This is a genomic window from Bradyrhizobium sp. JYMT SZCCT0428 (genome assembly GCF_018131075.1).
Taxonomy (GTDB): Bacteria; Pseudomonadota; Alphaproteobacteria; order Rhizobiales; family Xanthobacteraceae; genus Bradyrhizobium.
This window is the reverse complement of record NZ_JAFCLS010000002.1, coordinates 166,355-192,271: the sequence shown is the minus strand read 5'-3', so window position 1 is coordinate 192,271 and position 25,917 is coordinate 166,355. Positions and strand designations below refer to the sequence as shown.

Here is a 25,917-nt window from a genome sequence, read left to right as displayed (position 1 = left end):
TGCGCAACTGGCGTCATTGACAGGCGCCAGTTGCTTTTCAAGGGGGATCATGATGTCGACTGACGGCGGAGCCTCGTACCCTGCTGGCGTGGGAAGAGAGTTTCCACACGCCTTCTACACGATCATTCGGGCCATTGACCGGTTCTCGGACGTCACCGGCAAACTCATCTCCCTGACGATGCTGTTCCTCGTGGTGACGATCACCTACGAGGTCGTGATGCGTTACGGGTTCAACGCCCCGACCGCCTGGGTTTACGAGTCGAGCTTCATGGCTAACGGCGCGGCCTTCATGCTCGCCTGCGGATATGCGCTCTACAAGGGTGCGCACGTTCGAACCGATATCTACTGGGAGAATTTTTCGGAACGCACCAAGGGGATCATCGACATGATCTCCTACATCCTGCTGTTCTACCCGGTCATGATCACCTTCATGGTAGTCAGCTACGACGCCGCGTTGCATTCCTGGGACACCGGCGAGAGGTCGCAGGAAAGCGTGTGGCGCGTGATCATGTGGCCGTTCCGGGCCACCATCCCGCTGGCGGCGGTCCTTCTCATGGTTCAGGGCGTCTCCGAAGTCCTGAAGTGCTGGTATCAGATCCAGTTCGGGCGCGAGTTCGAGCACAAGGAAAAGATCGAGATATGACCGGACTGGAGCTGCTTGGCCTATTCATGCTGCTGGTGATGCTGGGGGCGATCTTCATCGGTCTGCCGATCAGCTTCACGCTTTTGTTTCTCGCAGGCGTGTTCGGCTACATCGGCATGGGGCCGCGGGTGCTCAGCCTCGCCTACCTGCAGACCATCGGCATCATGAAGCAGGACGAACTGGTCGCGGTGCCCATGTTCATCCTGATGGGCTTCATCTGCGATCAGGCCGGGCTGATGGAACGGCTGTTCAAGGCGTTCCGCGATCTGTTTGCGCCGCTGAAGGGCGCATTATACGTGGTCGTCATCGTCACCGCGACGCTGTTCGGCATCGCTGCCGGAACCGTGGGCGCGACGGTGGCGCTGCTCGGCATCATGGCCGGGCCGATGATGATCCGCTCCGGCTACGACGTGCGCATGTCGGCGGGCGCGATCGCGGCTGGCGGCACGCTCGGCATCCTGATTCCGCCATCGGTGATGCTGGTCGTGATGGCGCCCGTGCTCGATATCTCGATCATCGATTTGTACGCGGCCGCGTTCGGCCCGGGCTTCCTCCTGTCCGGCATGTTCATCGCCTACACGCTGATCCGCTGTCATTTCAATCCGAAGCTCGGTCCCCCGGTGCCACTCGATGAGCGGCCGGAATCGATGAAGGTCGTGCTGTGGGAGTGCCTGGTCGGCCTCGTTCCGGTGACGGTGCTGACCATCGTCACGCTGGGTGCGATCCTGGCCGGCATCACGACGGCGGCGGAGGCGGCGGCACTCGGCGCGCTCGGCGCCATCCTTCTGGTCATCCTCTACGGCAAATTCACGTGGAGCGGTTTGCTGCAGGCCTGCTACAGCACGATGGCGACCACCAGCATGGTGCTGCTGCTCGCGGTCGCTTCCAACGTGTTCGGTGCGGTGTTCGCCTGGCTCGGCACCGCGAGCTGGATGACCAATGCCCTGCTTGCCTCACCGCTGCCGGCCTGGGGCACCATGACGCTGCTGCTGACGCTGATTTTCCTGCTCGGCTGGCCGTTCGAATGGCCGGCGATCGTGTTTATCTTTCTGCCCATGCTGGCGCCGGTGGCCAAAGGCCTCGGCTACGACATGGTGTGGTTCGGCTGCATCGTCGCGGTCGTTCTGCAGACGGCGTTCCTGTCTCCACCCGTCGCGATGTCGGCCTATTACCTCAAGCAGGTCGTGAGGGAATGGAATCTGCGGTTGATCTACCGCGGCATGGCGGACTTCATGGTCATTCAGGTTCTCTGCGTGGTCCTGGTGCTGATCTTCCCGGCGATCGCGATGTGGTTTCCAGGCTGGTTGCAGGCCCGCAGGGATGCGGATCGCAAGAAGGTGCAGATCGAGTATGTGATGCCGGCAAAAGTCGCCGCTTCGGCGCTCGGGCCGAATTGATCTGCAAGGCACCCGTCAGCGCGATGCGATCGCGCTAGTTGGCGGCCGCGCGGTCGCGCCGGGGGCGGCGCGGGGCGCTGACGCTGCCCGTCACGTCGGGATAGCCGTGCAGCATCAGCTGGTCGGCCTTGACGCCCCAGCTTTCCAGGCGATCCAGAAAGCTCATGCCGAGCAGGTTGGTTTTCATCTGCCCGCGCTGCACCACCAGCGCCGGGACCGATTTCTCGACGAGATGACCGACCGCGAGACGGTCGAGCGTCAGCCGCGCCGCCTTGGTGTGCCCGCCCACGGTTTCGACGTCGACGTTGTATTCGAGCATTTCGAGCGGCAACCCGATCGCCTTCGCGGTTTCCCAGGTCAGCACCACCGAGGTCGCGCCGGTGTCGATCACCATCGGCGCCTTGACGCCGTTGATCTTGGCATGCAGCGCGAATTCGCCGGCCTGGCCGCGGGCGATCTGCACGGCGGGCGCCGGCTGCGGGCTGTGCCGCCGCAGCATCTGCGAAACCTGGTCGCTGGCGCGTGCGATCTGTTCGGGGTCGCCGTAAGCAACGACGGCGCCGGCGGTGGCGGCGAGCATGATCAGGACGAGCAGGATGCGGCTCATCGCGCGCCCCCCTGGGCAGTCCTGCGATCGATCAGCTGGACGTCGGACGCTCCGCGATCTGCGCCAGACCGGCCTCTGCCATGCGGGCCGGCAATCCTGCCATCACGGCCAGCCGCTCCGCGCTGTCCATGCGGTGCCATTGCGCGATTTCCGGCAGCGTTCGTCCGCAGCCGAAGCAGAGTTTGGTTTTGGGGTCCATCATGCAGACTGCGATACACGGCGTTTCTTTGCTCATTCAGGGAGTGTGAAATGCTTTCGGTGGTTTGCGCAAGCGCTCCAGTTACAGTCCTGTTCCGGCGCTCATGATCGGTTTGTGACGCGCCCGGCGCTTCTCGTCGGCGGTCGCAATGATGACGGGCTCCGGCTGCAGGGGCGGGGCCTCCTCGGCCATCGGCGCCAGCGCCGACATCACGCGTTCCGGCGGGAAGGTGACGATTACCTCGGTGCCGATCCGCAGCTTCGATTTCAGCGTGAAGGTGCCGCCATGCATGTCGATCAGGCTTTTTGCGATCGGCAGTCCCAGCCCCGCGCCCTGTTCGGCCGACTTGATCGAGTTGGAGCCCTGGCCGAACGACGCCAGGACGATCGGGATTTCGTCTTCGGCAATGCCGGAGCCGGTGTCCTTGACGCTCAGATACTGGCCGCCGGACGCGGTCCAGCCGACCTTCAGCCAGATATCGCCGCCTTGCGGCGTGAACTTGATCGAGTTCGACAACAAGTTGAGCACGATCTGGCGGGTGGCGCGCTCGTCGCCCCAGATCCGCGGCATGCCCTGTTCGAACACTTCGTGGATGGTGATGCCGCGGCTGGTGGCGCGCAGTTTCAGCAAATGGTGGCAGTCGGCGACGACATGCACCAGCGACACCGCTTCCTCGTTCAGTTCGTAGCGGCCGGCCTCGATCCGCGACAGGTCGAGGATCTCGTTGATGAGGTTGAGCAGGTGGACGCCGGAATTGTGGATGTCGGCGGAATATTCCTTGTAGACCGGCACGGTGTGCGCGCCAAAAATCTCGCTCTTCATCACCTCGGAGAATCCGAGGATCGCGTTCAGCGGCGTGCGCAGTTCGTGGCTCATCTGCGCGAGGAAGCGCGACTTGGCGACGTTGGCGGATTCGGCGCGATGCCGCGCCTCGTCGGAGATCGCCTTGGCCTGCTCGAGCTCGCCGATCAGCGCATCCTTTTCGGCGCGCGCCTCCAGCGTCGCCAGCGTCGTCGAGTGCAGGCGATGGGCGAGCAGCGCGAAATAGCCTTCGGCGGCCAGCGCCAGCATGGCCAGCGCGTAGGTGTCGAAAGTGCCGCCCAGCACGAAATTCAGCGCGATCGCGGCCGTCACCGGCGCGGTGGCCGCCAGCGCCGCAATCGGCAGGCTGGCCGCCAGCATGCTCGACACCGCGATCACCAGCAGCATCAGGAACATCATCATCGTGTTCGACACGACGTCGAGGCCGGCGGGGTGGATCAGGATCGCGGTCCAGCACAGGCCGTAGAGCAGGTCGAGCAGCACAAATCGCGTGCGCCATTTGCGCGTGGCGGCGAGCGAGGGCTGCACCGCCAGAAATCTCCGGCAATTGCGGATGATGACGGCATGGATGCACAGCATGCCGAAGGTCCAGGCCAGGGCCGCAAGCACGTGCATCCAAAAGCCGAACAGCACACCGGTCGCAACCACCAGCAGCATGACGACGTATGAGGCCGACATCCGCGTCTGGGCATATTGCCGGAGCAGTTCGGTGTCGAAAGCCGGGCGGGTTCCGCTGGTCGACGTTAACCGGTCGCGCGCCTCGCGCACCCGCTGCGCCGCGGCGCGCCGGGTATTGACCGGCGCGGCGACTGGCGGGTCCGCCGGAAGCTGGACAACCTCGGGCTTTTCTGCGGGATTACTCATTAAACAACACAAACCCTGCCCGCGAACCGCGCGGGCTTTTTGTATTGTCTATCTGTGAGCCCAAATCCTTAAGCGATGACTTAAAGAGCTAAAGAATCCCGTTAACGCGAGGTTAAATTAACCTCTTCGATCAGCGCTGCAGCCTGGCCAGCAGGCTTGACGTGTCCCAGCGCTTGCCGCCCATTTTCTCGACCTCGGAATAGAACTGATCGACCAGCGCGGTGACCGGCAGGTTGGCGCCGTTGCGGCGGGATTCGGCGATGCAGATCGACAGATCCTTGCGCATCCATTCGACTGCAAAGCCGAAATCGAACTTGCCGTCGTTCATGGTCTTGTAGCGGTTCTCCATCTGCCAGGACTGGGCGGCGCCCTTGGAGATGGTCTCGATCACGGCCTGGACGTCGAGGCCGGATTTTTTCGCGAAATGAATGCCTTCGGAGAGGCCCTGGACCAGCCCCGCGATACAGATCTGGTTGACCATCTTTGTTAACTGACCGGAACCGGCCGGTCCGAGCAGCTTGCACATCCGCGCATAGGCCGCGATCACGGGCTCGGCGCCGGCATAGGCGTCCGCGGCGCCGCCGCACATCACGGTCAGGACGCCGTTTTCGGCGCCGGCCTGGCCGCCGGACACCGGCGCATCGATGAATTTGAAGCCGGCTTTGGTGGCCGCGGCATCGAGCTCGCGGGCGACTTCGGCGGACGCGGTGGTGTGGTCGACGAAGGTCGCGCCCTTCGTCATGCCGGCAAAGGCGCCGTCAGCGCCAATCGTGACCGCGCGCAAATCATTGTCATTGCCGACGCAGCACATCACGAAGTCCTGGCCTTCGGCAGCGGCCTTTGGCGTTGCCGCCGTGCGGCCGCCGAACTTGTCCGCCCATTCCTTCGCCTTGGCTCCGGTCCGGTTGTAAACAGTGACCTCGTGGCCGCCTTTTTTCGCCAGATGGCCCGCCATCGGGAAACCCATCACGCCGAGACCGAGAAATGCGACTTTAGCCATGTGTGCTACCTTATCGTTTGCCCTTGCGGGCTTGATCTTTGGGGGGCCGGACTTCGACCGAAGCTGGGAAGGGCCGGGCGGAACCCTGAGGCGGGTGGCCGCACCATAACCTCTGCGCCATGAAGGGCAACGCCTTCGTTTGGCCGGCGCGATCGGACACCGGTTCGCGTCAGGAAAACGCGTCAAAACAAGAGTCTAGAGAAGTCAGTTATGATTCCATCAGAACCGATTATGCTCTAGGATCGCCCGGTTCAAACAACTCACAAAAAAGGGAGTGAGATCGCATGGGCGTCAGCGTGGGCGTGCTCGATCATTTCAACATCCGGACTCGGAATCTCGCCGACACGGTCCGTTTTTACGAGGATATCCTGGGCCTGGAAAAGGGCGCCCGGCCGAACTTCGCCTTCCCCGGCGCGTGGATGTACTCGGAGGGCAAGGCGGTGGTGCATCTGGTCGATATTTCCAAGACCGACGAGCCCCAAAAGACTGATTCCGGCGTGGTCCATCACGTGGCCTTCGCCAGCACGGGCTTTGCCGGCATGCAGCAGCGGCTCAAATCCAAGGCGATGGCATTCGACTCGCGTCAGGTTCCCGGCGGCGACCTCTGGCAGATCTTCGTCACGGATCCCAACGGCGTCATGGTCGAATTGAACTACGAGGCCGCCAAGGAGGGCGGGGTCGTGGCCCCGGCCGAACGCCGGGACGACGTCGGAGCAAGGTAGCCTTTTGGGCTGCAACGCTCTAAGAGGGCCCCGGTTCTGATGCCATCGGAACCGACTAGAGCGTTTTCCAGCGAAGTGGACCCGGTTCGCGTCAAGAAAACGCGTCAATCAAGAATCTAGAGCCCCGTTCCGATTCAATCGGAACGGACAAGGCTCTAGGCTCCAGGAGACGTGCCGTGAGCGTAACGCAGCAACAGGTTCTCGATGCTTTGGCCAAGGTGGCTTCGCCGCGCGGCGTCGCCTTGACCAATGCCAACGTGCTGTCGGCGATCACGGCCACCGACGGCAAGGTGTTCTTCTCCATTAATGTCGACGCCGCGGAGGCCCGCGCGTGGGAAAGCGTGCGGGCGCAGGCCGAAGCCGCGGTTCGCGCCATTCCCGGCGTCAGCGTGGCGATGATCGCACTGACCGCCGAGCGCAAGCCCGGTGCGGCGTCTTCGCCGTCGTCAGGTGCAGCGGCACCGCCGCCGCCACCTCAGCATCGCCACGCGCACGGTGTGCAGCCGGTGTCGGCGCATAAGCCGCCGCAAAGCCCGGCATCGCCGATGTCCAGGCAAGCCGAAATTCCGGGTGTTGCGGCCGTGATCGCGGTGGCCTCCGGCAAGGGCGGCGTCGGCAAGTCGACCACGGCGCTCAATCTTGCGCTCGGCCTGCGCGATCTCGGCCTGCGCGTCGGCCTGCTCGACGCTGATATTTACGGCCCCTCGGTGCCGCGGCTGACCGGCATTCACGAGAAGCCGAAACTGAACGACGACCGCAAGATGATTCCGATCGAACGCTTCGGTCTTGCCATCATGTCGATCGGCTTCCTGGTCGAGGAAGAAACCGCGATGATCTGGCGCGGACCGATGGTGATGTCGGCGATCACCCAGATGCTGCGCGACGTGGCATGGGGCACGCTCGACATTCTCGTGGTCGACATGCCGCCCGGCACCGGTGACGCGCAATTGACCCTGGCGCAGAACGTGCCGCTGAAGGGGGCGGTCATCATCTCGACCCCGCAGGATCTCTCCTTGATCGACGCGCGGCGCGGCCTTGCCATGTTCAAGAAGGTCAACGTGCCTGTGCTCGGCATCGTCGAGAACATGAGCTATTTCCAGTGCCCGCATTGCGGCACGCGGTCGGACATTTTTGGTCATGGCGGGGCGCGGCACGAGGCCGAGCGGCTGGGTGTGCCGTTTTTGGGCGAGATCCCGCTGCACATGTCGATTCGCACCACCTCGGACTCCGGTAACCCGGTGGTGGCGAGCGAGCCGGACGGTCCGCACGCCGCCATCTACCGCGAAATCGGTACCAAGGTCCGCGACCAGCTTCAGGGCGCAAATGTAGCCGCCTGAGGGCCTTATTCTGCTTCCCTGAGACTTTCGTTTAATCAGTGCAGTCATGCCTTTGTCGCGTTTTCGTTAGCCAACTTCCATGTTAAAGCGCCCCCGCCAGAGCGCCCCGGATCACGTGGAATTCGCCCCGCCGGAGGATCGTTCGCGGAAATTGGGAAACGCCCCGCCTTTAAGGAGATGCCTGAATGAAGCGTCGTGATTTTTTGAAAGTTTCAGCGGCCGGAGCTGCCGCGACCGCCGTTGCCTCGCCGGCGATCGCGCAATCCTCACCTGAAATCAAATGGCGCTTGACGTCGAGCTTCCCGAAGTCGCTCGACACGATTTACGGCGGTGCTGACCAGCTGTCGAAATACGTCGCCGAAATGACCGACAACAAATTCCAGATCCAGGTCTTCGCCGCGGGCGAAGTGGTTCCCGGCCTGCAGGCGCTCGACGCCACCTCCAACGGCACGGTCGAGATGTGCCACACCGTCTCCTATTATTACGTCGGCAAGGATCCGACCTTCGCAATCTATGCGTCGGTTCCGTTCGGCCTGAACGCACGCCAGCAGAACTCCTGGTGGTCTCAGGGCGGCGGCGGGGAACTCGGCAACGAGTTCTTCAAGAAGTTCGGCGTGATCGGCTTCCCCTGCGGCAACACCGGCACCCAGATGGGCGGCTGGTTCCGCAAGGAGATCAAGACGGTCGCCGATCTGTCGGGCCTCAAATTCCGCATCGGCGGCATCGCCGGTCAGGTGTTGCAGAAGGTCGGCGTCGTGCCGCAGCAGATCGCCGGCGGCGACATCTACCCGGCGCTGGAAAAGGGCACCATCGACGCCGCCGAGTGGGTCGGTCCGTATGACGACGAAAAGCTCGGCTTCCAGAAGGTCGCGAAGTTCTATTATTACCCCGGCTTCTGGGAAGGCGGCCCAATGGTCCACGCCTTCACCAATCTGGAGAAGTGGAATTCGCTGCCGAAGAACTATCAGGCGATCCTCACCAACGCTGCGGCGCATGCCAACGGCTGGATGAACGAACGCTATGACATGCTCAATCCGGCAGCATTGAAGCGTCTGGTTGCCGGCGGCACCCAGCTTCGTCCCTTCACCAACGAAGTGCTGGAAGCCTGCCTGAAGGCGACCAACGAGCTGTGGGCCGAACTGTCGGCCAAGAATGCCGACTTCAAGAAGACGATCGATTCGATGCAGGCCTACCGCTCCGACCAGTATCTGTGGTGGCAGGTCGCCGAATACACCTTCGACAGCTTCATGATCCGCTCGCGCACGCGCGGCTGATTCCTAAGTCGGACAAGCAGGCCCGGTCTCCGCGAGGAGGCCGGGCTTTTTGCGTTGCACCCCGCAGATCGGGATGGAAATCGGGAACCGGATGTTCCATGGTGCCGCCAAAGCCTCGGCAAGAAGGCTTATCGGACACACATCCACAAGGGCAGGATTCCATGAAAAGAAGAGATTTTCTCAAGGTCACAGGTATTGGTGCCGCGGGTGCGGCGACCATGGCGGCGCCCGCCATCGCGCAGTCAATGCCGGAGCTCAAATGGCGGCTGACGGCGAGCTGGCCGAAGTCACTCGACACACTTTGGGGTGGGGTCGAGGTGATGGCCAAGCTGGTTGCCGAAGCCACCGACAACAAATTCCAGATCCAGACCTTTGCCGGCGGCGAAATCGTTCCGGGCCTGCAAGTCCTCGATGCCGTGCAAAACGGTACCGTCGAGATGGGACATACCGCGTCCTACTATTACTTTGGCAAGGACCCGACGTTTGCCTTCGGCACAGCGGTGCCATTCGGACCCAACCAGCGCCTCAACCAGGCCTGGTACATGCAGGGCGGCGGCAGGGAGCTGCTCAACGAATTCTACAAGGGCTATAACGTCACGTCGTTTCTGGCCGGCAATACCGGCTGCCAGATGGGCGGCTGGTTCCGCAAGGAGATCAACACCGTCGACGATCTGAAGGGACTGAAGATGCGCATCGGCGGCTTCGCCGGCCGTGTCATGCAGAAACTGGGCGTCGTGCCGCAGCAGCTGGCCGGCGGCGACATTTATCCCGCGCTCGAAAAAGGCACGATCGACGCGGCTGAATGGGTCGGCCCATACGACGATGAGAAGCTCGGCTTCAACAAGGTCGCGCCGCATTATTACTATCCCGGTTGGTGGGAAGGCGGTCCGATGCTGCTCGGCATCGTCAATCTGGACAAGTGGAACGCGCTGCCGAAATATTATCAAACCGTGCTCGAGCTGGCAGGGCAGTCCGCCAACAGCTGGATGATGGCGAAGTACGATCAGCTCAATCCGCCGTCGCTCAAAAAGCTGCTCGCCGGTGGCACCAAGCTGCACAGCTTCTCGCCGCCGATCATGCAGGCCTGCCTGAAGGCGACCAAGGAAATCTATGCCGAGACGTCGGCGACCAATCCCAACTTCAAGAAGGTTCTGGACTCGCTGAACGGCTTCACGAGCAACGGATACCAGTGGTTCCAGGTCGCCGAGCTCGGCTACGACAGCTTCATGGCGCGCAACCCGCAGGGCTGATCGTCAAGCAAGCAGCAGCTTCGACAAACAAAAACCCCGGAGCGAAAGCTCCGGGGTTTTTCGTTACAGGAATCTTGGCAGGAATCTCGCCCGCTATTGTTTTGGCTGGCCGAAATCCAGTGGTGGCAATTCGATCTGCGGCACCTCGATCCTGACCTTGCTGAGATCGACGTCGAGCGGCTTGTCGAGGAACACGGTCACCACACTCGGGAACGCGATCACGATCGCCACCATGATCGCCTGCAGTCCAATCCAGGGCAGGGCACCCCAGTAGATGTCGGAGCTCTTTACTTCCTTGGGAGCGACGCCGCGCAAATAGAACAGCGCAAATCCGAACGGCGGATGCAGGAACGACGTCTGCATGTTGACGCACAGCATGACGCCGAACCAGATCAGCGCAGCGTCGGGCCCGACGACCGGCGCCAATACCTTCTGCGCGATCGGCGCCACCATCGGCAGGATGATGAAGGCGATCTCGAAGAAGTCGAGGAAGAACGCCAGGAAGAAGATGAAGAGGTTGATGAAGATCAGGAAGCCCCAGACGCCGCCGGGGATCGAGGTCAGATGATGCTCGAGCCAGACGCCGCCGGAGACGCCGAGGAACACCACCGAGAAGCAGGTCGAGCCGATCAGGATGAACACCACCATGGTGGAGAGGCGCATCGTCGACTCGTAGCCCTGCTTGATCAGGTCGCGCAGGTCGGGGATACGCACGGCTTCGAGGCAGAGCCAGACGACGGCGAGATAGACCACCGCGAAGGTGAGTTTCAGCACCTTGCCTTCACCGAGCAGCATGCCGATGATCACGGCGACGCCGGTGGCGGCGATGCCGAGGAGGAGCATCTTGTGCCCCTTGCTGCTCAGATCCTTGTGGTGGATCGCGGCGAGCACGATGGCGCCGATGGCACCCATCGCGCCGGCTTCGGTCGGCGTTGCGAGGCCGAGCATCATGGTACCCAGCACCACGAAGATCAGAACGGCCGACGGAATAATGCCCATCAGGCATTTCTTCCAGAGCGGCCAACCCGTCAGCGTGAGCGCGTCTCTCGGAACCGCGGGGACGTGGTCCGGTTTGATGAGGCCGAGCATGAACGTATAGCCGGCGAACAGGGCGATCTGGAGGATCGACGGTCCCCAGGCGCCGAGATACATGTCGCCGACCGACTTGCCGAGCTGGTCGGCCATCACGATCAGCACCAGCGAAGGCGGCACCAATTGGGTGATCGTGCCGGACGCGGCGAGCACGCCGGTGATGTAGCGAATGTTGTAGCCGTAGCGCATCATCACCGGCATCGAGATCAGCGCCATGGCGATGACCTGCGCGGCCACCGTGCCGGTGATCGCGCCGAGGATGAAGCCGACGATGATGACGGAATAGCCGAGGCCGCCGCGGATCGGTCCGAACAGCTGACCCATCGAGTCCAGCATGTCTTCCGCAAGCCCGCACCTTTCCAGGATCGAACCCATGAAGGTGAAGAAGGGGATCGCCAGCAGCAATTCGTTGGAAAGCACGCTGCCGAAGATGCGGCCCGGAATGGCCTGCAGGAAGTTCATGTCGAAGAAGCCAAGATAAATCGACAGGAAACCGAACGACAGCCCGAGCGCGGCGAGCGTGAAGGCCACCGGGAAGCCGATCAGCATGGCCAGAATCAAGCCGCCGAACATCAGCGGCGGCATCATCTCCAGCGTAATCATTGCAGCGGCCTCTCGTATTTGGCGTCGATCATGACATAGCCCTTCAACGCCGCGATGCGCTTGATCACTTCGGAGACGCCTTGCAGCGCCAGGAAAACGAAGCCGACGGGAACGACGGCCTTGATCGGCCAGCGCACCAGGCCGCCGGCATTGCTGGAGATTTCACTGACCACGTAGGATTGCATGAAGAATGGCCACGACAGATAGGCCAGCAGCAGGCAGGACGGGATCAGGAAAAACAGCGTTCCGATCATGTCGAGCCAAAGCTGTCCGCGCTCGGACAGCATGAGATAGAGAAGTTCGACGCGAACATGCTCGTTCTTCTTGAAGGTATAGGAGGCGCCGAACATCACGAAGACGGCGAACATATACCACTGCAATTCGAGCCAGCTGTTGGAGCTGTAGCCGAACGCGTAGCGGATCATCGCGTTGGCGGCGCTGACCACGCAGGCGGCGAGCACGAGCCAGTTGCAGATGCCGCCCAGTTGCTCGTTGATCCAGTCGATGCCGTTACTGATTGCCAACAATGGACGCATTACGTTCTCCTCGGGCACGTCATCGACATGCGCCGGATTTCTTCATCGATATTGCGTCGCCACCCCGCGTCAGGCGCGCAGAGCCGCTGCCGCGCGGCAAACGCGCAGCTTCGTTCCGGCGCGAAAAACGCGCAGGTTCGCAGCCCTTTCGCTGGAGCGATTGCAACGATAGTCCTCCCCCGTTCGCATGCTTCCGCCGTCTTGGCTGTTCCATGGGGAAACAGCGGCCCATCCGGCCGTGCTGGCGTAAAGCAGCCGCACCATTTCAGTGCGTTGTGGCGGCGTCAATCGGAAAATGGACAGATTGACGCGGGCTATCAGTTACGTGGGGAGGACGCGCTTGGTTGCGCGGGAAGGCCGAAATACACGCTGAAATTTCAACCGCCGGTGACGCTCATGTGGCGGCTGACGCTTGGGCGGTTATGGCGGCGGTCGATGATGAAGTCGTGGCCCTTCGGCTTCAGGCCGATGGCGCGATCGATCGCGGCGGAGAGCAGGTCGTTGTCGGCAGATGCCCGCAACGGTTTGCGCAAATCGGAGGCATCCTCGTGACCGAGGCAGGTGTGCAGCGTGCCGGTGCAGGTGATCCGTACCCGGTTACAGGTCTCGCAGAAATTATGGGTCATCGGCGTGATGAAGCCGAGCTTGCCGCCGGTCTCGCTGACGCGGACATAGCGGGCAGGGCCGCCGGTGTCGTCGTCGAGATCGGTCAGCGTGTAGTGCTGGGCGAGACGCGCGCGCAACAATGACAGCGGCACGTACTGATCGATCCGGCCTTCGCCGATATCGCCCATCGGCATCACTTCGATCAGCGTCAGCGCCATGCCCTTGTCGTGCGCCCATTGCATCAGCGAGGGGATCTCCTCCTCGTTCATGTTCTTCAGCGCCACCGCGTTGATCTTCACCGCAAGGCCGGCCGCGCGCGCGGCTTCAATGCCGGCCAGCACCTTGTCGATGTCTCCCCAGCGCGTGATGGCGCGGAACTTGGCGGGATCGAGCGTGTCCAGCGAGACGTTGATCCGGCGCACGCCGGCATCGCGCAACTCGCCGGCAAAGCGCGCCAGCTGCGAGCCATTGGTGGTCAGCGTCAACTCATCGAGCGCGCCGCTCGAAAGATGCCGCGACAGCGAGCGCACCAGCGACATCACGTTGCGCCGGACCAGCGGCTCGCCGCCGGTGAGGCGGATTTTGCGCACGCCCTTGGCGACGAAGGCCGAGCACAGCCGGTCGAGCTCTTCCAGCGTCAGCAAATCGGCTTTCGGCAGGAACGTCATGTCCTCGGACATGCAATAGAAGCAGCGCAGGTCGCAGCGATCGGTGACGGAGACCCGCAGATAGCGGATGGTCCGCCCGAACGGATCGGTCATCGGAGAGAACAACTGATCGGGAGAAGTCGACAATCCGCTCATCCAAACTGCCTTGCAAACCCTGCCTGCGCACCGCGAGCGGCGGAACCGCCACTACGTCTGTCACCCATCATCCTATAGCGCTTTCGAGCGAAGTGGATACCGTTTCGCGTGAAGAAAGCACGTTAAAACGAAAGACTTATAGCCCGGTTCTGATCTTCAATCAGAGCCGGGATATAGGCACGAAGCTGGACGGCTACAATCTGCAGCTTTCCGGTGCGGAGCCGATCAGCGGGCCGGCTGCGCCGCCGGCGCGGCGTTGCTCGGGAACGGGGAGGCGGCGGCGGGCGCGGCTGCCGTAGGCTTCGGCTTCTTCTTCGGCCGCATTTTGCGAGGCGGCGGCCCGGCGGGCTTCAGCTCGGCGACCACGGGATTGGGATCGACCGTGGTGGAGGCCGGCGTCGTGAAGTCGCCGGGGTCGCGGATCAACTGAACGGGAACCGTGACCGGCTGGAACCTCGGCATCGCGAAGGTGACCGTAAAGCCGGAATCGGGGGCGGCGACCGCAACCGAGCAGGGGGTCTTGCAGCCCGGTCCGACCGAGGTGGTGGCATCCGCGCCTGGTGGCACCGACTCCAGCTGGAGCTGGATCGGCGGTGGCGTCGGCTTGAAGGAATCCATGGAAAACGAGGAACAGCCGGCCAGAGAGGCTCCGGCAACGGCAATCGCGAACACTCGACCTATGATCATCACTCACCTGCGGCGATCAGCCACAATCCCCGATCCGCACCATAGGAGCGTGAAAACAGGGCCGCAACCGCACCGTGCAGATTCACCAAAGGATGGTTAACGCCGGCAAGGAGGGATAAATATAACATATATAAATCAATATGTTATATGGATGTGGCAGCGCCAATCAGGCTGTTCACCGCCGCCGGCAGTTCGCGAAAATGGCCGATCAGCCGGTCCGGCTTCAGCTCGGCAATCGGCACGTCGGTGTAGCCGAATTCGACCCCGATCACCGGAATGCCCGCGCGCCGGGCCACGCCGATATCTGGACCGGCATCGCCGACCATGATGGCGCCGGCGAGCTGCGCGCCGGCCCGGGCCAGCGTCTGCTGCAGGATCACCGGATCGGGCTTTGAGACGCCAAACGTGTCCGCGCCGCAGATAGCGGCGAACCGCTTGCTGAGGTCGAGCTTGTCGAGCAGCAGTTTTGACAGCCATTCCAGTTTGTTGGTGCAGACCGCAAAGCGAAAGCCTTGCCCTTCCAGTTCATCCAGCGCCGCTTCCAGCCCTTCGAAAGGGCGCGATTCATCGGCGATATGTTCCGCATAATAGGCGACGAAATCCTTGGTCAGCCGGTTGAGCTCATCCACGCTCACGGAGCGGTCCTCGAGCTCGAGGCCGCGCTCGATCAGCTTGCGCGCGCCGGCGCCGATCATGTTGCGCGCCTTCGCGAGTGGAACAGGCGCCAGGCCTTCGCGGTCCAGCACGAAGTTGAGCGCACCAATCAGGTCGGGCGCGGTTTCGACGAGCGTGCCGTCGAGATCGAATACGAGGGTGCGGGGAGCTGTCATTTGTCATTCGCTACCGGCCCGGGCGTGATGATGCAAGTGGGTCGATAGGGCCGATTTAGCCCTCGTTTGCGCTGTTCCTGCCCGGCAAACGACGCTAGATATGCGCCGCCAGACCGGCGGATCTTCAAAGGGCATATCCTCGTGGACATGGACGCATTGAAACGACAGGCGGCGGCGCGCGCGCTGGAGCATGTACAGGACGGCATGAAGCTCGGGCTCGGCACCGGCTCGACCGCCAAGCACTTTGTCGACCTGCTCGGCGAGAAGGTCGCGAAGGGCATGCGCGTGATCGGTGTGCCGACCTCCGAGGCGACCCGCGCACAGGCGCAGGCCTGCGGCGTGCCGCTGACCACGCTCGACGAGATCGACCACCTCGATCTCACCGTCGACGGCGCCGACGAGTGCGACGGCGCGCTCAATCTCATCAAGGGCGGCGGCGGTGCGCTGCTACGGGAGAAGATCGTCGCGGCGGCCTCCGATCGCATGATCGTGATCGCCGACGACAGCAAGTGGGTCGATGTTCTCGGCCGCTTCCCCCTGCCTGTCGAGGTTATCCCGTTCGGGCTTGCGGCAACGCAGCGGGCGATCGTGTCAGCATTTGCGCAAAGCGGCGTTTCCGGGCAAATGGAGGTCCGGAAAGCCAAAGACGGCCACGTTTTTGTCACCGATGGCGGCCACTGGATTGTGGATGCCCATCTTGGGAAAATACCGGATGCGCCGAGTCTGGCAGGCATGTTGAGCGTGATCCCGGGCGTCGTCGAACACGGTCTGTTCATTGGCCTGGCCCGCACGGCCGTGCTGGCCGGCGCACAGGGAATTCGCGTAGTTGAGCGGCGATAGCGCCGAATCTTTGAGGAGAATTGGAATGAAGAGTTTTTCGGGAAGTTTGTCGGCTGCGGGTCTCGCGGTGGCGCTGGCGCTGATCGGAGCGCCGGCCATGGCGCAGCAGAAAAACGGCCCTGCGGCCACTGTGACTGTACCGGGCAAGCCGGTGTCGCCCGCCGCAATCGCCGCGGCCAAGGAAATTCTGACCATGAAGAACGCGGTCGCGATGTACGCCAACGCCATTCCCAGCCTCGTCGAGAAGACCAAGAACGTGCTGCTCGGGGCCAACCTCAACTACCAGAAGGACCTCAACGAGGTCGCGGTGATCGTCGCCAAGAATCTGACCGGCCGCGAAAAGGAAATCGGCGACGGCATGGCGCAGATCTACGCCAACGAATTCACCGAGCAGGAATTGAAGGATCTGGTGACATTCTACAAATCGCCGCTCGGCCAGAAACTGATTCTGAACGAACCGAGGGCGATCTCGGGCAGCATGGCCTATATGAACGATTGGGCGCAGTCCTTTGCCGAGGTGATCAACGGCCAGTTTCGCACCGAGATGAGGAAGCGCGGCAAGGAAATCTGATCCACTTGTTTCTGCCTCGCCCCGCTTGCGGGCGAGGGAGAAACGACAAGGGCTGACCATGGCTGAATACGACGTCGATCTGTTTGTCATCGGTGGCGGTTCGGGCGGCGTCCGCGCCGCGCGCATCGCGGCCGGCTACGGCGCCAAAGTGATGGTCGCCGAAGAATACCGGATGGGCGGCACCTGCGTGATCCGCGGCTGCGTGCCGAAAAAGCTGTTCGTGATCGGCTCGCATGTCCGTCACGAGATCGAGGACGCCGCCGGCTTCGGCTGGACCATCCCGGAAGTCTCCTTCGACTGGAAGACGCTGGTCGCCAACAAGGACAGGGAGATCGCGCGGCTCGAGGGCATCTACACGACCAACGTCGAAAAGTCAGGCGCACAGGTGGTGAAGGCCCGCGCGGTGCTGGAAGACGCCCACACGCTGCGTCTGTCCGACGGCAAGCGCGTCACCGCGCAAACCATTCTGATCGCGACCGGCGGCCGGCCCAACCATGGCGCCGAAATTCCCGGCATCGAGCACGTGATCTCCTCGGACGAGGCGTTTCACCTCACCGAGTTGCCCCGGCGCATCGTGATCCAGGGTGGCGGCTATATCGCGCTCGAATTCGCCGGCATCTTCAAAGGCTACGGCGCCGACGTCACCGTGATCTATCGCGGCGACAACATTTTGCGCGGTTTCGACGAGGACGTGCGCAAGCATGTGCGCGCGGAGATGGAGAAGCAGGGCATCAACATCATCACCGGCTGCACCATCGCGAAAATCGAAAAACACGGCAAGGAATTCACCACGCACCTCTCCAGCGGATCGAGCATCGCCTCGGACCAGGTGATGTTCGCGATCGGCCGCCATCCCAACGTCGCCAATCTCGGGCTGGAGACCGCTGGCGTCGCCATCAATCCGAAGAACGGCGGCATCGCCGTCGACGCCTGGTCGAAAACGTCCGTACCGAACATCTACGCCATCGGCGACGTCACCCACCGTATCAATTTGACGCCGGTGGCGATCCGCGAGGGCCATGCTTTCGCCGACACCGTGTTCGGCAAGCGGGCGGTGCAGGTCGATCACGCCACCATCCCGACCGCGGTGTTCTCGCAGCCCGAAGTCGGCACCGTGGGCCTCACCGAAGCCGAAGCCCGCGCGCAGTTCAGCCACGTCGATATCTACAAGACCGATTTCCGCCCCATCAAGGCGACGATGTCCGGCCGCGACACCCGCGTCCTGATGAAGCTCGTGGTCGACGGCTTAACCGACCGTGTGCTCGGCTGCCACATCGTCGGCGAAGCCGCCGCCGAGATCACGCAGGCCGTCGGCATCGCCGTGAAGATGAAAGCGACCAAGGCCGATTTCGACGCCACCATCGCGCTGCATCCGACCGCGGCCGAAGAACTGGTGACGATGCGGACGCCGACGGCGCGTTATGTGCGGGAAGCGGCGGCGGAGTAGGGCGCGCGTCGCCCGTATGAGCGCCCATGATCCGGCCAACGGTCCGCGCGCCCCGAGAACGATGCTGTCGACGAGACATCCGCTACTGCAGCGACATTGCTTCACGGCCGCTCAGTATCGGGGTCGATAGTCGCCGCGCCGCTGGAGTGCGAAGGCGTAGTGCGGATTGATCCCGCAATAGGCGTCGGTACCATTAGCGGTGGCCATGCATTGGGCGTAGCTGGAAAATTGGCAATTCCCCGGATAGCCCCATACGCGGCCTTGCAGGCAGTAGCTATTCCGAACGCTCTCATAAGCCTGGGGACCGTAAAAACCAGGGCCATATGTCTGAGCCCGGGCTTGCCCGCCTGCCAGGACGATACTCATTGTCATAATCGTCAAAGCCAAAGTGCGCATTGGAGTTTCCTCGAAGTCGGCACAACACCGGTACACTTGGACCGCCGGCAATGTTGATCCAGGTCAATGTATTCCCGATACGCACGTGAAGCGAGCGCGCATCAGTGCGTAGCCCGGATGAGCGCAGCGAAATCCGGAAACCTTCAGCCTGTTATTGACCGGCCGTGCCCGACTGCAAGTAAGCAATGATCTTTGCCCGCTCGTCCGCCGATGCGAGACCGCCATACGGCTTCATAGTGTTGCCGGGCACGACCGCATCGGCGTTAGCCATGAAACGCTCGAGCTTGTCGGCGTCCCAGGCGAAGCCTGCTTCCTTCATGGCGCTGGAATAGCCGTAGTCCGGCAGCGATCCTGCCTTCCGCCCGATAATTTTGTGCAGATTTGGGCCTTGCCGGTTATCGCCCTCCTTGACGGTGTGGCAGGTCCGGCACGCATTGTTGAACGCCTGTTGACCGGCGGCAGCATCCGCGCCTTGCGCCTGTGCTTGCGATGCGGCTGACGACGACAACATCAGGCACGCCATCCCGCTCAAGGCTGGAATCATGGCTGGAACCAGGCTTCGCATCAGCCGTCCTCCGTATTCCCTGCGAACAAACGCGCGAGGCAGCGAAGGTTTCCCTGGCCGTGAAGCAATCGGCGGCTCACGGCCTGATGAAATTCGACGATCACAAGGTGGCGGGTTGCACTTCAAAGGGGGAGGCGCCGTACGCTTCATTCCTGGAGCGTCGGCGCGCGCATCGCCTGACCAGCGTGCGAGCTACTTCGTATCCCGCGACGACCTTCTCCGGAAAGCCAATGCCTCCGGGCCCCACATCCTGATCATCACGACCGCGCAGGAGGCGATGCCGACGAAGGCGAGCATGACGGTGAGGGCGATTTCCATGGTACGTGCATAAATGATTTGCGGGTGATTTGTCTTCCGTATCACTACGGTGTCATTGCGTTTCCCTGCATCGACGCTTTGCCGTTGCCGGCCTGCAATCCCTAAACGCAGTCAGGCGTTCGGGGACGTACAAGCAGTCTTCCGGTCGAAACCGGCCCCGCAAAGAAAGGACTCTGGTTTCAGCAGCGGCCGCTACTTCGCCCGCGCGGTGCGGCGCGAGGAAGCGTCCGGGCGCTGGGCGCAATGGCTCAGCGATCCCCTGGGGGTGGTCGAGGCACTCGACCTCCCGGGATTCCGCGGGGGAGTGAAGCGGCTGCTTTTTTGGGCAGCGCCTATTTCGTGCGCTTAACGCGCGGGCGGCTTGGAGGGATGCCGGTCGACGACGACGGAGTCGGGATGCGAGACGATGGTCATGAACCAGATCGAGCTGACGACCAGCGACCAGAACGTATTCCAGTAAACCCAATTCATTGGTGCTTCCAATCCATCTAGGGCTTCCGGGTCCGAACGCTGTTCAGGCTGTTCGCAACAAAGTCTTCGAGATGCGCCGGCACCGGAGCTCCCTCAATATCACAGCGGCACTGGATTTCCTCTGCGACATTTTTGGAGATGTCGGCGGTCCAGTGTTCGAGCGTGTTGAAGGCATAGATTCCGACCGGGTTGTTGAAGCGCGCCAGCATCAGGTCGTTGATCACGGAATCGAGATCGGGGCGCTCGATCGGATTCTGAAGCTGCAAATCCCTCGGACCGAACGTATCCATCACCAGATAGAGCGTTTGATCGGCGCCATAGGGCACGGTTAACGGCATTCCAGTCATGGTCTTGGCACTCCGCGGAACGCAGATTCAAGTTTGAATCGAAGCGTTGGTTCCACGGCGGCGACAACACCTTCGTCTAATTTGTCGCCGTAGGGGCAGCCCGGATGAGCAACGCGACAGCCGGGCGCGCGGCTCGTGCGGGCTACCTGCTGTCAGCCAATCTTGCGCGACGGGCCTTTTGCTCCCGCGCCGCCCAGGGCGCCGGCCAGCGCACCGGCCAACGCGTCGTTCGCGTTGCTGGCCTGCAAATGCGACACCGTAGCCAGGAGGCGAAGGGGATCTGTGCCGCCGCTGATGGACGCAAGCTCGTTCAGATTCAGTTCGCGAATTTCGTTGGTCATGGTCCCGCTCCGTTGTGTCCGAAGGACGCGCGGAGATCGCGCGTCATGCAGGCAGACTAGCCGTCGTGCTGAAAATCAACCGTGCGCTGAATCACACAGGGAAAGCCAGAGCAGCCCGCGCGTGTTGCTCATGCGGGCTACTGTCGGCAGTGGGTTCAGGAGACCAGCGACAACAGGCGCTCTTCTTTGAACCGCTTGTAGGCGTCGATAGCCCGGTTCGCGAGCATCAGCTTTCGCGTTTCGCCACGCCGGATCAGGGTCTCGACGGCATCCGTCAGGAAGCGCGCCGCGACTTCGGGATCGCCGAGTTCGCCGGTCCCCTCGAGATAATCCCAGGCGATCTGGATCGAATTTTCCATCAGCAATGGCAATGGTTCGGTCATGGAAATAAAACTCCCTCAGGTACTATCGGTTCCGCAACGCGGCGGCAGCGTGGGCATCCACGCCGCGCCGCGCCGGGGTTACGGCCTCGGGCCGACGCTGCTGATGTTGCCTCTGACGTCCAAGGTGAAGGTCAATCCGAGGAACGAGAACTGACCGCCGCGGGCGTCGATCACGTCGGGGTTCTTGGTGCCGGGCGTCCACTTCATGCCGCCGCTCGCGGCGTCGAGTTCGATTGCGTTGAGTTCGCGATTGTCGGTGTTCATGTCCGTCTCCATTGATGGGTGGCAAAGCCACTTGCGATGGTGATGGAAGAACCACAGCGGCCGGTCCGCCACCGTGACCGACGTCACAATGCCGGCCACCCCGATGGCGCACGGCTGCAAATCCGTAAAGTTCGATTCAATGCGCCGCTAAAGCGCTAAGGGAACCTTACGGCCCTGGCTTCAAGTTGGTGGTTTGCTGATCCGCAACGGATGGTCACCCGTGACGATGGATGCACTGAAGACAAAGGTTGTGCGCGAACCGCGCCGGCAGCTGCACAAGCAGCCGGCCTGGATGACGATGGACGATGGCCTCACCAACCGCGAATGCTTCGTGCTCGATGTATCGCCCGGCGGCGCCAGGATCGTGACCGATGTCGCGATCGACGTCCGCGACAAGTTCGGATTGGCGCTGGTGCGCGATCGCCCAAAGCACCAGTCCTGCGAAGTCGTCTGGCGCCGCGGCAAGACCTACGGCGTGAAGTTTTTGAGCACCGGCAAAACAGTCACAGGGCCGATCAACGACCTTTCTACCGTAGAGCCTCATGCGCAGGCCGACCTGTTCGACACAGCTCAGCGCGTGAAGGCGGAAGCCTGACCCGCCTTGCGGACCTGAATCTTGCCATGTGCAAAACGAAGGCCCGACACTCCGGGTGCCGGGCCTCCGCGTCGCGTCGCTCTCGCGAGCGAGCCTATTTCTTCTTGGTGGCGCTGCCCGTGGTCTGCCCCGGCGCGTGTTCCGATGCGCCCGGTGCCGTCGACTTCTTGGCAGCCTTCATCTTGTGACCCGGCGCGTATTCCGACGCACCCGGAGCCGTTGATTTCTTGGCACTCTGCATCTGATGGCCCGGTGAGCTATCCGATGCGCCAGGTGATTTGGTTCCGGTTTGCGCAAAGGCGGACGAAGCCAACGCGAGCGACGCCGCGACGATCAGGGATTTCTTGAACATCGTGTTCTCCTCCTGGCTATCGGCATTAAATGCGCGGTGAGCACGCATGTTCCACTTTTTCCCGAATGAATGTTTCCAGGATGAAGGAATAATCTGCCGGCAAGGTTGATGAACGGATGTTTATCTCTTGCGCAAAACGCTTCGCGTTTGTGTTGTGGTCGGCTGTGATGCTCATCACGTTCCAGCGCCAAAACCAGTCTCGACGGGCAGCTCACTTCTGATTTACAGAATCAATGTCAAGCCCTAAAATAAAAAATATTTCTGTTTACCGGAAGTGAAATCGAGGGTATGTGTTTGCCCATCCCGTCCCACTCAGAGGGCGTCGGCCGTCGTCACGGACGTTGGGCGGGTTGCGGTGGACGCTTGTTTGCGCTGAGACGACGGCGCGGACTAAGCGTACGGCAAAACCGTGTGGTCCTGGCGCCCGTTGCAGGCGTCAAGCTGTCGGAGAAGCGTGAGCTGAACCGGCCGCGACGGAGTCAACCAAGAACTCGTCTCCGGGGAGATCACGGCATAAGCCGTAAAGCCATTGCGCAGGGAAGGCCGGGTGTTCTCCGCTGCCCTGTATGCTCGTGTGCAGCCTACTTAGTGCAAACCGCACACGGGACCGCGGGTGCAGCGCGCACCCGGTCTTCCCTGCGCCCTCTTATTGGAGAGGGCGGGAAGTTTCCAGCAAAGCTCGGGCGCAATGCGTCGCGAGATTGCGAAGCTGCGTTTGGACCTCGGTGCAGCGACAAACATCGCTGTCGTCCCGGCCTTGAGCTCAGATGCGCAATTGCGCATCGGGGGACCCATAACCACAGGAAGAAGTTTTGCGGATGGTCTCTGCTACCAAGCCTTCACCGAGAGATCACGCGGTATGGGTCCCGGCGTTCGCCGGGACGACGGAGAAAGTGACCCGCTACTCCGCCGCTTCAATCCATTCCGCCGCCCCGCGCCACAGCGTGTCGCGATGTTCGGGGCGGAAGAAACCGAAGTGGCCGATTTTGCTGGCGCCGGTGTCCTTTGGCGTCAGCGTGATGATTTCGGGTTTTGCGGCCGTAAATCCCGAGCACAGCAATTCCACCGCCGGCCGCGTCGCCCAGGGATCGTCAGACATGCACAGCGCACGCAACGCGCCTTTGTAGTTCGGAAAATTTTGCAAGGCCGCCAGATTCTTGTCGTCGAACATGTAGCGCGGGCTCATCACCCAGGAGACCCATTGCAGGAATACATCCTTCGGCATGTCCATGCCGAGCCCGAGCCAGCCCGGCGTGTAGCCGAACGCGCGGGTGAGGGGGACCGCGGCATTGAGCATCGCATAGACGCGATAGCGCTCGGGCACCGCGATCAGTTTCCAGGTGCCGGCTTGGGCTGCGATAAACAGCGCGCGCGAGATCTCCGTGTTGTTGGGCAGCAGGCCCAGCGCCTGGCCGCCAAAGGAGTGCCCGACATAGGCAAACGGCAGCGCCTTGTAGCGCTCGCGCATCCAGGCCACCGCGGAGGTCACATCCTGCGCGGCCCAGTCCGACATCGAGGCCTTGAAGCCGACCAGCGATTTCGGCTGGTTGTAGCCGGTCATCGACTTCTGCCGCGAGTCGCCGGTGCCGCGGTAGTCATAGGTCAGCACTGCGCAGCCTCGCCTGGCGAGGTAGCCGGCAAAGCCGCGATAGACCTTGCGGGGGACCGCGGTCGCCGAATTGATCAGCACGGCGTGGCGCTTGGCCCCGCGCGGCAAGAACAGCGTCGCCCCCAGCGGATAGCCATCCGCCGCGGGAAGCGTGATATCGTCGATGAATACGTCGTCCAGCCCCAGCTCGGCCACCCGCGATTTCCTTCCTCGCTTTTCGCGATTTGGCCCTAACAAATGCGAATTCGGCTTTTGCTGCAAGGGCTTGACTGGAAAGGTGGAAATCTAATGGCGGTTGGCCATCGCCCTGTGTATAACCCGGCCCTTCGTAACCGCTTGTAAGTCGCGGTTTTTGCTCAGGAGTTAACGTCATGTCCGAGCGGTGGACACCCGATAGCTGGCGCGCCAAACCGGTGCTCCAGGTGCCCGATTATCCCGATGCCAAGGTGTTGGCTGATGTCGAGGCGCAGCTCGCGACATTTCCGCCGCTGGTGTTCGCCGGCGAGGCCCGCAATCTGAAGAAATCGCTCGCGCGCGTCGCCGCCGGCGAAGCCTTCCTGCTGCAGGGCGGCGATTGCGCCGAGAGCTTTGCCGAGCACGGCGCCAACAACATCCGCGACTTCTTCCGCGTGCTGCTGCAGATGGCCGTCGTTCTCACCTATGCCGGTGCGCTGCCGGTCGTGAAGGTCGGCCGCATCGCCGGGCAATTCGCAAAGCCGCGCTCGTCGAACACCGAGAAGATCAATGGCGTCGAACTGCCGAGCTATCGCGGCGACATCATCAACGACATTGCGTTCACCCCCGAGGCGCGCATCCCTGATCCGCAGCGCCAGTTGATGGCGTATCGGCAATCGGCGGCGACGCTCAATCTCTTGCGCGCGTTCGCGACCGGCGGCTTTGCCAATCTCGGCAGCGTGCATCAGTGGATGCTGGGATTCCTGAAGGACTCGCCGCAGTCACGCCGCTACAAGGAACTGGCCGATCGTATTTCGGACGCGCTGAATTTCATGCGCGCCTGCGGTCTCGATCTCGAAAGCCACCCCGAGCTGCGCGCCACCGATTTCTACACCAGCCACGAGGCGCTGCTGCTGGGCTACGAGCAGGCCTTTACCCGTGTCGATTCCACCACCGGAGACTGGTACGCGACCTCCGGCCACTTCATCTGGATCGGCGACCGCACTCGCCAGCTCGACCACGGCCATGTCGAATATTTCCGCGGCATCAAGAACCCGATCGGCCTGAAATGCGGCCCGTCGCTCAAGCCCGATGAACTGCTGAAGCTGATCGACATCCTCAATCCCGACAACGAGCCGGGACGGCTGACGCTGATCAATCGCTTTGGCTCCGACAAGGTCGGCGATCATCTGGCGCCCTTGATCCGCGCGGTGCAGCGGGAAGGGCGCGTCGTGGTCTGGTCGTGCGATCCGATGCACGGCAACACCATCAGCTCCAATTCAGGCTACAAGACCCGCCCGTTCGACCGGATATTGTCCGAAGTGAAGTCGTTCTTCGCCATCCATCAGGCGGAAGGCACCCATGCCGGCGGCATTCACCTGGAAATGACCGGGCAGGACGTCACCGAGTGCATCGGCGGCGCGCGCGCTATCACCGACGAGGACCTCAACGACCGCTATCACACGGTCTGCGATCCCCGTCTTAACGCCGAACAATCGATCGACATGGCCTTCCTGATCGCCGAACTGCTCAAGCAGGAACGCGCCGGCAAGGTCAAACCGATACCGGCTGCAGCGGGTTTCTGACTTGCTGCGACTCTGGCGCGCCACGATCAATACGCGTAACGGCCTCGCTTTTGCGATCCGATCGGAGCAGGCCGTCCGCGAGGAACTGTTTGCCCTGGCGCTGTCGGTGCCGCTGGCCTGGCTGATCGGCGCCAGCGTGATGCGCCGGGTCGAACTGGTCGCGGCGGTGGCGTTCGTCCTCGTCGTCGAGATCCTCAACACCGCGATCGAAAAGCTCGCCGACCGGCTCACCACCGACCATGATCCGCAGATCGGGCGGGTCAAGGACATGGGATCGGCCGCGGTCGGCGTGGCGCTGTTGATGTCCGGCGCGTTCTGGCTGTTTGCCATCGCCGAACGCATAGGCGCGTTCTAAAGGCGGCGATTGAAGTTTCGGCGTGTGCAGG

General features: G+C 62.3%; 30 protein-coding genes. 12 read left to right on the top strand and 18 right to left on the bottom strand.

Annotated elements, in window-relative coordinates; all coding sequences use genetic code 11:
- The first annotated feature begins 52 nt into the window (after window positions 1-52).
- Together JQ575_RS02770 and JQ575_RS02765 are read left to right on the top strand one after the other, a co-directional pair.
- On the top strand, window positions 53-643 hold the full coding sequence (locus JQ575_RS02770) for a TRAP transporter small permease subunit (RefSeq protein ID WP_212031759.1): 591 nt from the start codon (window positions 53-55) through the stop codon (window positions 641-643).
- Window positions 640-2,040: a TRAP transporter large permease subunit gene (locus tag JQ575_RS02765; protein WP_212031758.1), complete on the top strand. Its 1,401-nt coding sequence runs from the start codon at window positions 640-642 to the stop codon at window positions 2,038-2,040. Before JQ575_RS02770 ends, JQ575_RS02765 begins: the two co-directional genes overlap by 4 nt.
- A 34-nt stretch (window positions 2,041-2,074) precedes the next feature.
- On the opposite strand, the gene JQ575_RS02760 is transcribed toward JQ575_RS02765, so the two are convergent.
- The 4 genes from JQ575_RS02760 to JQ575_RS02745 form a co-directional block, all read right to left on the bottom strand.
- A complete protein-coding gene (locus JQ575_RS02760; protein ID WP_212031757.1) occupies window positions 2,075-2,647 on the bottom strand; it encodes a TIGR02281 family clan AA aspartic protease in 573 nt (190 codons plus the stop codon).
- A gap of 31 nt (window positions 2,648-2,678) precedes the next feature.
- A complete protein-coding gene (locus JQ575_RS02755; RefSeq protein ID WP_212031756.1) occupies window positions 2,679-2,882 on the bottom strand; it encodes a DUF1289 domain-containing protein in 204 nt (67 codons plus the stop codon).
- Window positions 2,883-2,927: 45 nt separating this feature from the next.
- On the bottom strand, window positions 2,928-4,532 hold the full coding sequence (locus JQ575_RS02750) for a HAMP domain-containing sensor histidine kinase (protein ID WP_212031755.1): 1,605 nt from the start codon (window positions 4,530-4,532) through the stop codon (window positions 2,928-2,930).
- Window positions 4,533-4,662: 130 nt separating this feature from the next.
- A complete protein-coding gene (locus tag JQ575_RS02745; protein ID WP_212031754.1) occupies window positions 4,663-5,532 on the bottom strand; it encodes an NAD(P)-dependent oxidoreductase in 870 nt (289 codons plus the stop codon).
- A gap of 284 nt (window positions 5,533-5,816) precedes the next feature.
- Here JQ575_RS02745 and JQ575_RS02740 point away from each other — a divergent pair, with 284 nt between their 5' ends.
- The 4 genes from JQ575_RS02740 (at window position 5,817) to JQ575_RS02725 (ending at window position 10,115) form a co-directional block, all read left to right on the top strand.
- Window positions 5,817-6,254, top strand: coding sequence for a VOC family protein (locus tag JQ575_RS02740; RefSeq protein ID WP_212031753.1), 438 nt, complete (start codon window positions 5,817-5,819; stop codon window positions 6,252-6,254).
- Window positions 6,255-6,430: 176 nt separating this feature from the next.
- Window positions 6,431-7,591: an Mrp/NBP35 family ATP-binding protein gene (locus JQ575_RS02735; protein ID WP_212031752.1), complete on the top strand. Its 1,161-nt coding sequence runs from the start codon at window positions 6,431-6,433 to the stop codon at window positions 7,589-7,591.
- A 185-nt stretch (window positions 7,592-7,776) separates the two neighbouring features.
- The gene (locus JQ575_RS02730; RefSeq protein WP_192734707.1) at window positions 7,777-8,865 is read left to right on the top strand and encodes a TRAP transporter substrate-binding protein; all 1,089 of its coding nucleotides are present in this window, start codon (window positions 7,777-7,779) and stop codon (window positions 8,863-8,865) included.
- A 161-nt stretch (window positions 8,866-9,026) separates the two neighbouring features.
- Window positions 9,027-10,115: a TRAP transporter substrate-binding protein gene (locus JQ575_RS02725; protein WP_212031751.1), complete on the top strand. Its 1,089-nt coding sequence runs from the start codon at window positions 9,027-9,029 to the stop codon at window positions 10,113-10,115.
- A 93-nt stretch (window positions 10,116-10,208) separates the two neighbouring features.
- On the opposite strand, the gene JQ575_RS02720 is transcribed toward JQ575_RS02725, so the two are convergent.
- The 5 genes from JQ575_RS02720 to JQ575_RS02700 all read right to left on the bottom strand — a co-directional run bounded on the left by JQ575_RS02720 (window position 10,209) and on the right by JQ575_RS02700 (window position 15,272).
- Window positions 10,209-11,810 (bottom strand): TRAP transporter large permease subunit, encoded by a 1,602-nt coding sequence (locus JQ575_RS02720; RefSeq protein ID WP_212031750.1) that lies wholly within the window; start codon window positions 11,808-11,810, stop codon window positions 10,209-10,211.
- Window positions 11,807-12,346, bottom strand: coding sequence for a TRAP transporter small permease subunit (locus tag JQ575_RS02715; RefSeq protein ID WP_212031749.1), 540 nt, complete (start codon window positions 12,344-12,346; stop codon window positions 11,807-11,809). Before JQ575_RS02715 ends, JQ575_RS02720 begins: the two co-directional genes overlap by 4 nt.
- Window positions 12,347-12,723: 377 nt before the next feature.
- Window positions 12,724-13,755 (bottom strand): GTP 3',8-cyclase MoaA, encoded by a 1,032-nt coding sequence (gene moaA / locus JQ575_RS02710; protein ID WP_212031748.1) that lies wholly within the window; start codon window positions 13,753-13,755, stop codon window positions 12,724-12,726.
- A gap of 225 nt (window positions 13,756-13,980) precedes the next feature.
- Window positions 13,981-14,442, bottom strand: coding sequence for a hypothetical protein (locus tag JQ575_RS02705; RefSeq protein ID WP_212031747.1), 462 nt, complete (start codon window positions 14,440-14,442; stop codon window positions 13,981-13,983).
- Window positions 14,443-14,585: 143 nt separating this feature from the next.
- On the bottom strand, window positions 14,586-15,272 hold the full coding sequence (locus JQ575_RS02700) for an HAD-IA family hydrolase (RefSeq protein WP_212031746.1): 687 nt from the start codon (window positions 15,270-15,272) through the stop codon (window positions 14,586-14,588).
- Window positions 15,273-15,413: 141 nt separating this feature from the next.
- Here JQ575_RS02700 and rpiA point away from each other — a divergent pair, with 141 nt between their 5' ends.
- Genes rpiA through gor form a run of 3 tightly spaced genes read left to right on the top strand, consistent with a single transcriptional unit; the run spans window position 15,414 to window position 18,130 of the window.
- Window positions 15,414-16,112, top strand: a complete 699-nt coding sequence (gene rpiA, locus JQ575_RS02695) for a ribose-5-phosphate isomerase RpiA (RefSeq protein WP_212031745.1) — start codon at window positions 15,414-15,416, stop codon at window positions 16,110-16,112.
- A 25-nt stretch (window positions 16,113-16,137) separates the two neighbouring features.
- Window positions 16,138-16,683 carry a DUF2059 domain-containing protein gene (locus tag JQ575_RS02690; protein ID WP_212031744.1) on the top strand — a complete coding sequence of 182 codons (546 nt, stop codon included), beginning with the start codon at window positions 16,138-16,140 and terminating at the stop codon, window positions 16,681-16,683.
- A 58-nt stretch (window positions 16,684-16,741) separates the two neighbouring features.
- Window positions 16,742-18,130 (top strand): glutathione-disulfide reductase, encoded by a 1,389-nt coding sequence (gor, locus tag JQ575_RS02685; protein ID WP_212031743.1) that lies wholly within the window; start codon window positions 16,742-16,744, stop codon window positions 18,128-18,130.
- A gap of 111 nt (window positions 18,131-18,241) precedes the next feature.
- Here gor and JQ575_RS02680 read toward each other — a convergent pair whose 3' ends face one another.
- The 7 genes from JQ575_RS02680 to JQ575_RS02655 form a co-directional block, all read right to left on the bottom strand.
- Window positions 18,242-18,496, bottom strand: a complete 255-nt coding sequence (locus tag JQ575_RS02680; protein WP_409364757.1) for a DUF3551 domain-containing protein — start codon at window positions 18,494-18,496, stop codon at window positions 18,242-18,244.
- Window positions 18,497-18,677: 181 nt separating this feature from the next.
- Window positions 18,678-19,091: a cytochrome c family protein gene (locus JQ575_RS02675; protein ID WP_212031742.1), complete on the bottom strand. Its 414-nt coding sequence runs from the start codon at window positions 19,089-19,091 to the stop codon at window positions 18,678-18,680.
- A 663-nt stretch (window positions 19,092-19,754) separates the two neighbouring features.
- Window positions 19,755-19,880: a hypothetical protein gene (locus tag JQ575_RS45585; protein ID WP_283842575.1), complete on the bottom strand. Its 126-nt coding sequence runs from the start codon at window positions 19,878-19,880 to the stop codon at window positions 19,755-19,757.
- A 17-nt stretch (window positions 19,881-19,897) separates the two neighbouring features.
- Window positions 19,898-20,227 carry a hypothetical protein gene (locus JQ575_RS02670; RefSeq protein ID WP_249166387.1) on the bottom strand — a complete coding sequence of 110 codons (330 nt, stop codon included), beginning with the start codon at window positions 20,225-20,227 and terminating at the stop codon, window positions 19,898-19,900.
- Window positions 20,228-20,379: 152 nt separating this feature from the next.
- Window positions 20,380-20,568 (bottom strand): bacteriocin, encoded by a 189-nt coding sequence (locus tag JQ575_RS02665; protein WP_212031741.1) that lies wholly within the window; start codon window positions 20,566-20,568, stop codon window positions 20,380-20,382.
- Between the two features lie 155 nt (window positions 20,569-20,723).
- Window positions 20,724-20,951, bottom strand: a complete 228-nt coding sequence (locus tag JQ575_RS02660; protein WP_212031740.1) for a hypothetical protein — start codon at window positions 20,949-20,951, stop codon at window positions 20,724-20,726.
- A gap of 78 nt (window positions 20,952-21,029) precedes the next feature.
- A complete protein-coding gene (locus JQ575_RS02655) occupies window positions 21,030-21,215 on the bottom strand; it encodes a hypothetical protein (RefSeq protein ID WP_192740453.1) in 186 nt (61 codons plus the stop codon).
- Between the two features lie 226 nt (window positions 21,216-21,441).
- Between JQ575_RS02655 and JQ575_RS02650 the strand changes: the two genes are divergently transcribed.
- Window positions 21,442-21,810, top strand: a complete 369-nt coding sequence (locus JQ575_RS02650) for a PilZ domain-containing protein (protein ID WP_249166406.1) — start codon at window positions 21,442-21,444, stop codon at window positions 21,808-21,810.
- A gap of 94 nt (window positions 21,811-21,904) precedes the next feature.
- Here JQ575_RS02650 and JQ575_RS02645 read toward each other — a convergent pair whose 3' ends face one another.
- The gene (locus JQ575_RS02645) at window positions 21,905-22,162 is read right to left on the bottom strand and encodes a hypothetical protein (protein ID WP_212031738.1); all 258 of its coding nucleotides are present in this window, start codon (window positions 22,160-22,162) and stop codon (window positions 21,905-21,907) included.
- Between the two features lie 901 nt (window positions 22,163-23,063).
- Complete coding sequence (locus tag JQ575_RS02640; RefSeq protein WP_212031737.1) at window positions 23,064-23,966, bottom strand: alpha/beta fold hydrolase; 903 nt, start codon at window positions 23,964-23,966, stop codon at window positions 23,064-23,066.
- A gap of 176 nt (window positions 23,967-24,142) precedes the next feature.
- Between JQ575_RS02640 and JQ575_RS02635 the strand changes: the two genes are divergently transcribed.
- A complete protein-coding gene (locus tag JQ575_RS02635; protein ID WP_192740448.1) occupies window positions 24,143-25,531 on the top strand; it encodes a class II 3-deoxy-7-phosphoheptulonate synthase in 1,389 nt (462 codons plus the stop codon).
- Between the two features lies 1 nt (window position 25,532).
- The gene (locus JQ575_RS02630) at window positions 25,533-25,886 is read left to right on the top strand and encodes a diacylglycerol kinase (protein WP_212031736.1); all 354 of its coding nucleotides are present in this window, start codon (window positions 25,533-25,535) and stop codon (window positions 25,884-25,886) included.
- The last annotated feature ends 31 nt before the right edge of the window (window positions 25,887-25,917 follow it).

Excerpts from the sequence above, each read along its gene's own strand:
- JQ575_RS02680 (WP_409364757.1), bottom strand. The coding sequence starts at position 18,496 with ATGAGTATCGTCCTGGCAGGCGGGCAAGCCCGGGCTCAGACATATGGC.
- JQ575_RS02730 (WP_192734707.1), top strand. The coding sequence starts at position 7,777 with ATGAAGCGTCGTGATTTTTTGAAAGTTTCAGCGGCCGGAGCTGCCGCG.
- JQ575_RS02770 (WP_212031759.1), top strand. The coding sequence starts at position 53 with ATGTCGACTGACGGCGGAGCCTCGTACCCTGCTGGCGTGGGAAGAGAG.
- moaA (WP_212031748.1), bottom strand. The coding sequence starts at position 13,755 with ATGAGCGGATTGTCGACTTCTCCCGATCAGTTGTTCTCTCCGATGACC.
- JQ575_RS02765 (WP_212031758.1), top strand. The coding sequence starts at position 640 with ATGACCGGACTGGAGCTGCTTGGCCTATTCATGCTGCTGGTGATGCTG.
- JQ575_RS45585 (WP_283842575.1), bottom strand. The coding sequence starts at position 19,880 with ATGAATTGGGTTTACTGGAATACGTTCTGGTCGCTGGTCGTCAGCTCG.
- JQ575_RS02675 (WP_212031742.1), bottom strand. The coding sequence starts at position 19,091 with ATGCGAAGCCTGGTTCCAGCCATGATTCCAGCCTTGAGCGGGATGGCG.
- JQ575_RS02725 (WP_212031751.1), top strand. The coding sequence starts at position 9,027 with ATGAAAAGAAGAGATTTTCTCAAGGTCACAGGTATTGGTGCCGCGGGT.
- JQ575_RS02655 (WP_192740453.1), bottom strand. The coding sequence starts at position 21,215 with ATGAACACCGACAATCGCGAACTCAACGCAATCGAACTCGACGCCGCG.
- JQ575_RS02665 (WP_212031741.1), bottom strand. The coding sequence starts at position 20,568 with ATGACCAACGAAATTCGCGAACTGAATCTGAACGAGCTTGCGTCCATC.
- JQ575_RS02745 (WP_212031754.1), bottom strand. The coding sequence starts at position 5,532 with ATGGCTAAAGTCGCATTTCTCGGTCTCGGCGTGATGGGTTTCCCGATG.
- JQ575_RS02660 (WP_212031740.1), bottom strand. The coding sequence starts at position 20,951 with ATGACCGAACCATTGCCATTGCTGATGGAAAATTCGATCCAGATCGCC.
- JQ575_RS02690 (WP_212031744.1), top strand. The coding sequence starts at position 16,138 with ATGAAGAGTTTTTCGGGAAGTTTGTCGGCTGCGGGTCTCGCGGTGGCG.
- JQ575_RS02740 (WP_212031753.1), top strand. The coding sequence starts at position 5,817 with ATGGGCGTCAGCGTGGGCGTGCTCGATCATTTCAACATCCGGACTCGG.
- JQ575_RS02750 (WP_212031755.1), bottom strand. The coding sequence starts at position 4,532 with ATGAGTAATCCCGCAGAAAAGCCCGAGGTTGTCCAGCTTCCGGCGGAC.
- JQ575_RS02650 (WP_249166406.1), top strand. The coding sequence starts at position 21,442 with ATGGATGCACTGAAGACAAAGGTTGTGCGCGAACCGCGCCGGCAGCTG.
- gor (WP_212031743.1), top strand. The coding sequence starts at position 16,742 with ATGGCTGAATACGACGTCGATCTGTTTGTCATCGGTGGCGGTTCGGGC.
- JQ575_RS02720 (WP_212031750.1), bottom strand. The coding sequence starts at position 11,810 with ATGATTACGCTGGAGATGATGCCGCCGCTGATGTTCGGCGGCTTGATT.
- JQ575_RS02705 (WP_212031747.1), bottom strand. The coding sequence starts at position 14,442 with ATGATCATAGGTCGAGTGTTCGCGATTGCCGTTGCCGGAGCCTCTCTG.
- JQ575_RS02755 (WP_212031756.1), bottom strand. The coding sequence starts at position 2,882 with ATGAGCAAAGAAACGCCGTGTATCGCAGTCTGCATGATGGACCCCAAA.
- JQ575_RS02645 (WP_212031738.1), bottom strand. The coding sequence starts at position 22,162 with ATGTTCAAGAAATCCCTGATCGTCGCGGCGTCGCTCGCGTTGGCTTCG.
- JQ575_RS02670 (WP_249166387.1), bottom strand. The coding sequence starts at position 20,227 with ATGACTGGAATGCCGTTAACCGTGCCCTATGGCGCCGATCAAACGCTC.
- JQ575_RS02715 (WP_212031749.1), bottom strand. The coding sequence starts at position 12,346 with ATGCGTCCATTGTTGGCAATCAGTAACGGCATCGACTGGATCAACGAG.
- JQ575_RS02635 (WP_192740448.1), top strand. The coding sequence starts at position 24,143 with ATGTCCGAGCGGTGGACACCCGATAGCTGGCGCGCCAAACCGGTGCTC.
- JQ575_RS02760 (WP_212031757.1), bottom strand. The coding sequence starts at position 2,647 with ATGAGCCGCATCCTGCTCGTCCTGATCATGCTCGCCGCCACCGCCGGC.
- JQ575_RS02700 (WP_212031746.1), bottom strand. The coding sequence starts at position 15,272 with ATGACAGCTCCCCGCACCCTCGTATTCGATCTCGACGGCACGCTCGTC.